General features: G+C 36.9%; 9 protein-coding genes and 1 pseudogene. 9 read left to right on the top strand and 1 reads right to left on the bottom strand.

Features of this window, described 5'->3' with window-relative positions; translation table 11 throughout:
* The 6 genes and pseudogenes from ACYP5M_RS25400 to ACYP5M_RS25375 form a co-directional block, all read left to right on the top strand.
* A pseudogene (locus ACYP5M_RS25400) lies at positions 1-198 on the top strand (ABC transporter ATP-binding protein); the annotation flags it as partial.
* A gap of 109 nt (positions 199-307) precedes the next feature.
* On the top strand, positions 308-1,624 hold the full coding sequence (locus ACYP5M_RS25395) for an MFS transporter (RefSeq protein ID WP_230177682.1): 1,317 nt from the start codon (positions 308-310) through the stop codon (positions 1,622-1,624).
* An 84-nt stretch (positions 1,625-1,708) separates the two neighbouring features.
* On the top strand, positions 1,709-2,446 hold the full coding sequence (locus ACYP5M_RS25390) for a thioesterase II family protein (protein WP_434168927.1): 738 nt from the start codon (positions 1,709-1,711) through the stop codon (positions 2,444-2,446).
* Positions 2,447-2,530: 84 nt separating this feature from the next.
* On the top strand, positions 2,531-3,220 hold the full coding sequence (locus ACYP5M_RS25385; protein WP_230177679.1) for a 4'-phosphopantetheinyl transferase family protein: 690 nt from the start codon (positions 2,531-2,533) through the stop codon (positions 3,218-3,220).
* Between the two features lie 754 nt (positions 3,221-3,974).
* Positions 3,975-4,712 (top strand): tRNA pseudouridine(38-40) synthase TruA, encoded by a 738-nt coding sequence (gene truA / locus ACYP5M_RS25380; protein WP_101224081.1) that lies wholly within the window; start codon positions 3,975-3,977, stop codon positions 4,710-4,712.
* A gap of 109 nt (positions 4,713-4,821) precedes the next feature.
* On the top strand, positions 4,822-5,346 hold the full coding sequence (locus ACYP5M_RS25375) for a type 1 glutamine amidotransferase domain-containing protein (RefSeq protein WP_230177678.1): 525 nt from the start codon (positions 4,822-4,824) through the stop codon (positions 5,344-5,346).
* Between the two features lie 178 nt (positions 5,347-5,524).
* On the opposite strand, the gene ACYP5M_RS25370 is transcribed toward ACYP5M_RS25375, so the two are convergent.
* A complete protein-coding gene (locus ACYP5M_RS25370; protein ID WP_434168930.1) occupies positions 5,525-6,214 on the bottom strand; it encodes a DUF421 domain-containing protein in 690 nt (229 codons plus the stop codon).
* A gap of 311 nt (positions 6,215-6,525) precedes the next feature.
* Between ACYP5M_RS25370 and ACYP5M_RS25365 the strand changes: the two genes are divergently transcribed.
* From ACYP5M_RS25365 to ACYP5M_RS25355, 3 genes are all read left to right on the top strand, one after another.
* Positions 6,526-8,628, top strand: a complete 2,103-nt coding sequence (locus tag ACYP5M_RS25365; protein WP_459735688.1) for a YhgE/Pip domain-containing protein — start codon at positions 6,526-6,528, stop codon at positions 8,626-8,628.
* A gap of 270 nt (positions 8,629-8,898) precedes the next feature.
* Positions 8,899-9,741 carry an ABC transporter ATP-binding protein gene (locus tag ACYP5M_RS25360; RefSeq protein ID WP_101224077.1) on the top strand — a complete coding sequence of 281 codons (843 nt, stop codon included), beginning with the start codon at positions 8,899-8,901 and terminating at the stop codon, positions 9,739-9,741.
* Complete coding sequence (locus ACYP5M_RS25355) at positions 9,674-10,426, top strand: ABC transporter permease (protein WP_459735687.1); 753 nt, start codon at positions 9,674-9,676, stop codon at positions 10,424-10,426. Before ACYP5M_RS25360 ends, ACYP5M_RS25355 begins: the two co-directional genes overlap by 68 nt.
* Positions 10,427-10,429: the final 3 nt, after the last annotated feature.

Raw genomic sequence — 10,429 nt, 5'->3', positions numbered from 1 at the left:
CTAACACAACTGAATAACGAAGGACAAAGTATTGTCATGGTAACGCATGACCTCAAAGCAGCAACGAGAGGAAATAGAATCATATATTTAAAAGATGGAAGAATCGATGGGGAATTGAATTTAGATCCATTTGGAGAAGACAATTTGAAAGAAAGGGAGGAAGCTGTGTACAAGTTTTTAAATGATAAAAATTGGTAGTTAGTAGTAAAACTAAATAATTCGAACAGAGAATATGGAGATAATAGGTATAAAAATAAAAACGGAGTGTCATACTTGATACTTTTGTTATAAGGACGATGAGTAATATATGGAAAAGGCATTCCAAAATGAAATCATTGCAATTACAGATGAAAAAAGTATCAATCGAATGGTTAAAAAGAATATATTTATGCTTATTCTGGGCCAGGTAGTTTCAATATTCGGAAGCAGCATTTATAGTTTTGCAATGGGGCTGTATATTTTAAGTACGACAGGCTCAGGATTGTATTTTTCCATAACGATAGCATTAGGAACGATACCAAAAATTATATTTGGGCCGATCTCAGGTGTTGTTGCGGATAGAGTTGATAGGAAAAAGATGATTGTAATAATGGATCTATTATGCGGAATTGTTGTTATTGCTTTATTTGTATTAAGCAGTTTCGATAGCTTGAGATTAATATATATATATCTATCAACTTTTTTAATAGCAACATGTACTATTTTTTCTGAAACACCAATGGAAGCTTCGATTCCAAATTTGGTAGATGAAAAAAGATTAACGAAAGTTACTTCTCTCAATCAAGCTGTATTATCCATTGCAAACATTGCAGGACCTAGTATTGGTGGAGTCGCTTTTGCTTTAATTGATATTAGACTGTTTTTATTATTCAATGGACTATCTTTTATTTTTGCAGGTTTAATGGATCATTTACTAGATTTTAAGGTTAAGGATAAAATATATGGTATTGATAAAAAAGGGAATAAAGACAATGATGATGGTGTAAAAAACACCTTTTTTGAAGATTTAAAAGAAGGAATATCCTATATCAGATCACAGACATGGTTAGTCGTATTGGGAAGTTTTACAGTGTTTTTTAATATGTTTTTTATAATTGGAATTACAGTAACGGTGCCTTATATAGCTGTGAATGTCTGGGAATTATCATCTAGTCAACTAGGTGTATTAGAGTCGGTTTTTCCTTTAGGTATGCTTGTTGGTACAGTTATAACGCTTTTATTACCTGAGAATAACAGTAATTATAAAAGGATCATGAGCTGTATAGCAGTCTCTTCCGTTGGAATGCTTTTTACTGGAATTTTGACATGTGATTTAATCATTACTCTTGATACCATTTCTTATTTTATCATTTCGATCATATTATTTATTATTCTTGCTATATGTTCAGTTTCATATAACATACCGTTTTTTGTAACACTACAAAAAAAGGTGCCAAATGAAATGTTAGGCAGAGTAAGAAGTGTCATCTTAACCTTTGTTACAGGGTTAACTCCAGTAGGTGCAGTTATTGGAGGAGCTTTAGTAGATATAGTATCTCCATGGTTATTACCAATGGTATGCGGAGTTATTATGGTGGTACTTACCATTATGATGAGTAGAATGAAAGCATTAAAGGCCATTTAAGTAGCATTCCTATACATTCATAAGATTAATGTAGATAAATCTTATGAATGTGTCAATCAAAAAAAACAGAAAGGGGAGAGGAAATTGAATAAGGTAAAGCTTTTTTGTATTCCTTATGCAGGGGGGTCAGCAGCAGTCTATTCAAGGTGGAAAAAACTAGTCAATCCCTTAATTGAGCTTAAACAAGTGGAATTACCCGGAAGAGGATCTAGAATGAATGAATCCCTTATCGATAATATTCCTGATATTGTCAGAAATATTTTTAAAGAAATAAAGGATCAAATTAAACCCCCTTATGCTTTATTTGGTCATAGTATGGGTGCCCTTATTACTTATGAACTTTGTAAAAAAATAAAGCAGGAAGGATATCCGTCACCTGTTCATATATTTTTTTCGGGTAAACAGGGCCCACAAGTCAAATTAAAAGGGTTGAATTGTTATAATTTACCTGAAGATGAATTTATAAAGCATATTTTAAACTATAATGGGACAAATGAAGCTGTATTCAAAAATAAAGAATTAGCTTCCTTATTTATCCCTATTCTAAGGGCAGATTTTAAAATGGTTGAAACATATAAATTTGATCGTACGGATGATTACCTAGAATGTGATGTGTCCGTATTTAGCGGAACTGATGATAGAGCAGTTTCATGGGAGGACTTATCAGGATGGCAAGAGGTCACAAAAAGTAATTGTCGTTTCTATCCATTTAAAGGCGGGCATTTTTTTATTAATGAACATACAGAAGAAGTTGTTGATCAAATTAATAATGTACTTACTAGTATTTCAATAAATATAGAACAGCTCAGTATAAATAAATAAAAAAATGGATAAAAGCGGAATGGTTATAGGATATATATTGCTTCTTGAAATATAATATATTAACTAAGATGTTGGTGTTTGATAATGGAAATTTTTGCTGTTAATCTCTTAAATCCATTATGTTTTTCAACGTACGAGCAATTATTGCGGCTCTTGCCATTAGAAAAGCAAAGTAAGCTTAGACAATTTAAGAGATTTGAAGATTCTATGAGAGGTATTGTTGCGGAGATGTTAATTCGCAGTATTATTAAAAAAAAGAATGTTCGAAATGACTACAAATATAATTTTGCTACAAATACTTATGGCAAACCCTACTTATCTGATGTAGAGAATTTTAAATTTAATTTAAGCCATTCTGAAGATTGGGTTGTTTGTGCAGTTGATGGAAATCAAATTGGTATTGATATAGAAAAAGAAAAATTAATCGATATACAAATTGCCTGCCAATTTTTCACGAAAAGGGAATGTGATTATATTTTCTCATTAAAAGATCAGCAACGGTCAAGATTTTTTGATATATGGACTTTAAAGGAGAGCTATATCAAGGCTGTAGGACTAGGTTTATCGATTCCTCTAAATTCATTTTCAATAATTATGGATTCTAATAATAGTACTATTGGTATTAAATCAGAATGTAATGATACCTCCTTTTATTTTAAACAGTATTCGATCGATTCCTTTTATAAGTTAGCTGTTTGCGCACGCCATGATCATTTCCCTTCCGAAATAAAGCAAATGAATTTAGAGGACTTGGTGTCTGAAATTATAGGATAGTATGTAACAGAAACATCTTTTAACAAATAGAATGAATACCTTGAAAAGGTCCATATTAATGTACCATTCAGCATAAGCTAAATAGAGTAAAGCAGAACACCTTCTCACTATTTGCTAACATACTTATTTTTTTGAGTTAAACTTATTTAACTAATCTAATGTTGACCCTAAAACAAACCATGATATATCAACATTTTCTAGACTTATTTAACTCAGTTAAACTAGTTTGATTTTGCTCAACAAGATTGACAGGGAAGGGGTCGTGGGTCGATTCCCACACAGATCATCAACTGCCAAAGGCTCAAATCCTTGATATAACAAGGGTTTGGGCCTTTTTATTTTTTTGATTTCCATTTATTATTCCTGTGTGATTCTGCATTGCACGGAAACTGGATTTGTGACGCCGGCTCGTTCGTTGCATGACGTTAGCCACTTTGGTACACTATGCAGAAGTGCTTTTTTAGTTTGATTGCTAGGATTTACTATGGAATCGCATGGATGAGCTGCAGGATCTTTACATAAATCATGGTCCATGAGGCTGTGGGGGTGTATCTTAAACGAACCCTTAAAATGGAACTCCTTTTACTCTGTAGACTAGTGGAGCAGTTACAAAACCATTAACAACTTAACAATTTAAATGTTTCTAAGAAAGGACCATCTGTTCCCTCATACAGCAGGAGTTGTATGGGGGCTTGTATTTTATCGAGAATTTTCTGTTTAGATGACTTTACAGGAATAAAATAAGGAGGACGCAATGAACAATTATAAATTGACCATTCAATATGATGGCGGGCGCTATAAGGGCTGGCAACGACTAGGTAATAGTGATGATACGATTCAAGGGAAAATAGAAAATGTATTAACGGAAATGGCAGGGGAAAAAATTGAAATCATCGGATGCAGCAGAACGGATGCAGGTGTACATGCCCTTGCTCAAATCGCCAATTTTAAGCTCGGTGAAAATCTGACTGAAGCAGAAATCATGAATTATTTAAATAGATATTTACCCCGAGATATCAGCATTGTCGATGTTACGCTAGTTCCTGATCGTTTTCATGCCCGTTATAATGCTAAGGATAAAACCTATTTGTATAAGATCTGGAACGAGCCATACACAAATCCTTTCATGAGAAAGTACAGTATGCATGTAGAGGAAAAGCTGGATATCACTAGAATGAAAAAAGCATGTCAATTTTTTATAGGTGAACATGATTTCACTGCTTTTTCAAATGCAAAGTCCAAGAAAAAATCCATGGTGCGTGAGATATATTCCATTGATATAGAAGAAAATGCCGGCTTCATCCAAATTACTGTGCGAGGCGATGGATTTCTTTATAATATGGTTAGGAAGATTGTCGGGACGTTGATAGAAGTAGGGTTAAATGAAATAGATGCTGAAAATATACCGAGTATTTTAGAGTCAAAAGAAAGAATCCAAACGGGCCGTATGGCGGAGGCAGCTGGGTTGTACTTGGTCAAGGTTGATTTTTAGGTCAAATATTGATGCATCGGTTATTGCATGTAAAGTGTACAGTCAGTAGAAAAAGGGAAGTAATAGGGAAGAATGGTAAAGCAATAGAACGAAAGAAGGAGAGGGTTTCATGAGATTAGCAGGAAAGAAAATAATCAGTCTTGTGCACCATGATTTTGAGGATTTAGAGCTCTGGTATCCGATTTTACGATTAAAAGAAGAAGGAGCGATTGTTCACCTCGCCGGAGAAAATGCGAATGAAACATACATTGGAAAATATGGTGTACCAGCCATATCCGATTATGGGTATGGCAGTATTAAAGCTGAAGAATATGATGCCATTCTTGTACCGGGCGGTTGGGCACCTGACAAAATTCGCCGTTTTCCTGAAGTGATATCACTTATCCAAAGCATGGAAGAAAGTAAAAAACCAATTGGCCAAATTTGTCATGCTGGTTGGGTATTGATCTCGGCTAAAATTTTACAGGGGAAGAATGTAACGAGTACACCGGGCATTAAAGATGATATGGAAAATGCCGGGGCAACTTGGATAGATAAGCCCGTCGTAGTAGATGGAAACCTTGTATCAAGCAGGCGTCCGCCTGATCTACCGGATTATTTAAGGGAATTGATAAACGTGATCGAAAAGAGTTAAATATAATAGGCTGAAAAAGTGGTTTTTCCTTCTGGAAAAACCACTTTTTATTTATGAAATATTAAAATGAAAAGGAGTATCTTCACTCATTTAATCCAGTTTAATTTTATGAAACACGGTCAATCATGATATGGGTCGATATTGTTAAGATATTTGATGCTTACTGAAAACCAAAAGATTATTCCGTTGATTGATCCTTAAACAAGTCAATATACAAATTTCCTTTTGTTCCTACGACAGCATACGAGATATCAAAAACAGCAAGGTTTCTTTTTTTGAGTTCTGCCATTAACGATTCGTAATCGTAGGTGTGTTTTGATAAGTTTTCATAAAGAATCTTTCCATCATGGACCAGTTCTATCGGTACAGATGCTGAGGGCAGTAAAGGTAAATCCTGCTTGGCGGCATTTTGGTATTGTTCTTTCTTTAATACTGAGAGGGAGCCATTTGTTTCTAAAATGGCACATTCCACTTCTTCAATGTTGAAGATATCTTTTCCTCGCAACCCCTGTTTAAGAGAATCCAGTGAATATCCCATTCGTTCCATTGACTCTTCGAGAAGCTGTCCTTTTTGAATTAAGGTAGCAGGTTCTCCAGCGATCCATTTCCCGAAGCGTGGATTTCGAATCGATAGAAGATTCAGCATATATACGATGGTACCCATAACAATAATTGCAATGATAAAATACAGGAATTTGATTTTTATATTGAATGCTAGATTCCCTGCAATTGTCCCCATCGTAATTGAAGCGATATAAAGGTGATAGGTCCTCTGGGCAATCGTCTGTTTACCAAGGAGATGGACAAATACCCATAATAAAATAAAAGACGTCAAGGTTCGAAAGATGATTTCAACAGATTCTGACATGACAATTTCTCCCTTGCAAAACTCCCGACAATTCGTTTGTGGTAGTATGTTCTTACACCTTGCCGTTTATTCTGTAACTCAAAAAGGAAAAAGACAAGAAACCGTCCTTGAATTGGGAGCCCATCTTACATAAATTGATAGCTTTATTTTTAAACCAGGTATTCAAGATTCGTGAAATCTCAGGAAGCAAGCAGTTCGTTACTTGCTTCTTTTTATTTGGTCTGAAAAAAATCGATGGATATGTTTACTTGTATCGTTAAAGAAATTTCTTCGAATAATAGTATCAAAATACTTTTGCACGGGGGTATGTTTTGAGAAATATTCAGGAAATTTTCATTGACGATTTAAAAAGCATTTATAAAAATTTCTTTGTATGTATCGTAGTTGTTTTTCTCATGTTCATCCCTTCCATTTATGCGTGGTTCAATATTGTCGCATCTTGGGACCCGTATGCAAATACGGAAGGAATCCTTGTCGGTGTTGCCAATAATGATAAAGGTGCGGAGTTAAATGGTGAAGCCGTGAACATAGGAAAGGAAGTAATGGAAGGGTTAAAGGAGAATAAGGATCTAGGCTGGAGATTCACATCGGAAAAAGAAGCGATAGAAAAGGTGGAAAAGGGTGATTATTATGCATCCATCATCATCCCGGAGAACTTTTCCGAACATATTGCGACGATCATGACCGATGACCCTAAGAAGGCGGAAATTGATTACTATGTTAATGAAAAGATCAATTCCATTGCTCCTAAAATAACGGCAGCGGGTGCCAACAGCATTGTGGACAATGTGAGCAAAACCTTTATCAAATCAGCCAGTGGGAGTATCCTTGCAATCTTTAATGAACTCGGAATCACCTTGCAAAACGAGTTGCCGACGATTCAAAAAATGAAGAATATGGTGTATTTATTAGAGGGTGAACTGCCTGAGCTCGAGCAAAATATCAAAACCGTTCAAACACATGTCAAAAAGGCTGAAGATATCATTAAGAAGGTTAATGATGGCCTGGATTCGATAGAAGGAATAACATCGCAGAAGGACAAATTGGTATCGGACGTTTCTAGTTATGTAGATTCAACAAGGCAGGCATTCGAAGGAATCAGTCCCCTTTTGAAAAATGATATTGCGAACATCAGGAGCGATAATGAATCCGTTATAGTGCTGGCGAACCGGTTAACGGGTCAGGATTTGCCGGGCAATGAGTATGATCAGCTAGTGGAACAAGGGGTAACGAGGATAAATAAAGAGTTGTACCTTTTGGACAGTATGTATAATTTATTGGTGAGGGTCAATCAATTTAATGAGCAAAACTTGCTTCAGCCAGAAATACAGCTGGTTGATGAACTAAGGGATAATGCTTCGAACCAACTTCAAGCGCTGAATAACCGATCCTTCGGCAAACTTATAGAACTTGGCGGGAACAATGATCAAGTCTTGGCAAGATTCCAGGAGAGCTATTCAAAGGAAACAGGGCCAAAATTCACTGAAATCTGGACTGAAACAGATGCAATATTGAATAGTGTCCAGATTACGATGGAGGAGGGAGCGAAGGTTCTTCCTGAGGTTAGGACGCTATTGAATGAGACCAATCGAACATTGGAAACACGTACAGGGGATATCGAAAAGTTACAGAATAAGTTTCCGGAAATCGAAACGAAAATAAAGGCTCTAGCTTCTAAAATGAGGGAATTCGATAAGTCTTATAATATGGAAGAAGTGATCGATTTCCTAAGGAATGATATTGAACAAGAAAGTGAATTTTTTTCAGAACCAGTGCTGCTCAATAAACACAGTCTCTTTCCGATTCCGAACTATGGATCCGCCATGTCTCCTTTCTTTACGGCACTTTCCCTTTGGGTCGGCGGTACAATATTGATTTCCATGCTTAGCGTGGGTGTTTCTCAAAAGGTCTACAGCCCGTATCAAATTTATATCGGGCGGTATCTTATATTTTTCATCATTGGGGTAATGCAGGCTCTTAGTGTTTCCATTGGGAATATCATCCTGATCGATGTATATGTAGCGGATAAATTTGAGTACATCCTGTTTTCTGTTCTGATAAGTACAGTATTTACACTCATTGTCTACACCTTCGTTTCCGTTCTTGGAAATGTTGGAAAAGGGATAAGCGTCGTATTGATGGTCCTTCAAATATCAAGTTCAGGAGGCACCTTCCCGATTCAGGTCACACCGCCCTTTTTTCAGCATATTAACCCGTACTTGCCGTTCACCTATGCTGTGGGTTTACTTCGTGAATCTGTTGGGGGAATAACTTGGAGCGTAGCTGGCAAGGACATTTTTATCCTGATTCTCTTTTTAATATTCACACTCATCTTAGGGGTCATTTTGAAAAAGCCTCTGCATGCAAGGACACAAAAGATGAAGGATAAATTGTATGGAAGCAGGATTTTTTAAGGTCATCGAAAGAGTGTAGGTGAAAAAATGGATATTAAAATTAGCCTGAACCCTTACAAAGGGCTCAGGTTTTTATATTTGCTGATTGGGATTTGTTCATTTGTATTTTTGTGTAAGTCTGGAATATTTATCAATACATCGACAATTGAATAGAAAGATACCGATAAATTAGAATTTTTGCATTTTTATAGTTGACAAAAACCATTGGATTAATCATTATTAAGAAATAATGTTTAGTAAATCGATGCGATATAAAAGTGGGGTGACTTTATGTATTTAACAATAGATGGCATTGAAAAAAGTTTTAAGAATGAAAAGAAAGAAAGCATAAAGGTGCTCGATAAGATAAACATAGAAGTCGAGAAAGGAAGCTTCGTTTCGATCGTCGGCCCTTCAGGATGTGGGAAATCCACGCTCCTTTATCTGATTGCCGGACTTGATAAGGCAGATACAGGTGAAATACGTGTAGCTGGGAAAAAAGTGGTGAAGCCAGGTCCGGAACGGGTTGTAGTGTTTCAAGAGGCGGGATTATTCCCTTGGTTGACGGTACTTGAAAATGTTACATACGGATTGAAGTTAAAGAAAATTCCCAATGAAGAGGCTAAAGCCAAGGCATTGGACATTTTAAAGATGGTTCACCTCAGCCGATATGTTGACTCCTATCCACATCAACTCTCAGGGGGCATGAAACAGAGGGTAGCCATCGCAAGAGCGTTGGTGATGGAACCGGATATCCTGTTGATGGATGAGCCATTCTCTGCGCTTGATGAGCAAACGAGGATGGTCTTGCATAAAGAGCTGCTTGAAATCTGGAGAAAAACTAAAGTGACGATCTTTTTCGTTACCCATAATATTCGTGAGGCTGTTCAGCTTTCCGAAAAAATTATCGTCTTTGCAACCCGTCCAGGGAAAATTAAAGAGACGATTTCCGTCCCTTCCATGAAAGATGGAGTTATGCCGGATAGTGTAACTTTGCATACAGAACAAAGGGTTCTATCGATTTTGCAGGAGGAAATTGAAAAAGTGCTGAAGGAGGAAATGGGGAATGATTACAGCTTTAAGACGAATCATATTCATCGCGATGATAGCGGGGATATGGGAAGTCACATCTAGACTTTCCAGTCTTCCGGATTTCATGTTCCCAAGCCTGACTCAGGTTTTGGAAACTCTGTTTAATGGACTGATGAGCGGACAAATAACCGAAGCCATCGGAAAAAGCCTTGGCCGTATCCTGATCGGCTTTATGATTGCCATTATAGTAGGTTTGATATTAGGATATTTCATTTGGCGCTATAAATTGGTCGAAGACACTTTAGGATTCGTCGTGACGGCATTACAGTCCATCCCGAGTATCGTGTGGTTCCCTTTAGCGATCATTTGGTTTGGATTGAATGATTTTTCGATCCTCTTCATCGTTACCATCGGAGCAACTTGGACGATGACGGTTAATGCAACGAGTGGCTTCCGGAATGTACCACAGTTGTATCAGCGGGTTGCAAAAACATATGGATCGACTGGGTTTCATTTTCTTCGCACCGTGATTTTACCAGCATCCGTCCCGCAAATAATATCCGGTCTCCGAATCGCATGGGCCTTTTCCTGGCGTGCATTGATGGCCGGTGAATTACTTGGCGGGGGAGGCGGTCTTGGACAATTGCTGGAAATGGGCAGATCACTGGGACAAATGGATTTGGTCATCTCCGTGATGATCATCATCGCTATCATCGGAACAATCGTGGATAATGTCGTCTTCTCCCGTCTTGAACGTAATGTTCAACTGAAATGGGGAGTGAAGTAACGG

The sequence above is a fragment of the Peribacillus sp. N1 genome, from assembly GCF_054600815.1.
The sequence above is the reverse complement of the archived record's forward strand: the minus strand, read 5'-3'. Positions and strand labels throughout refer to the sequence as shown.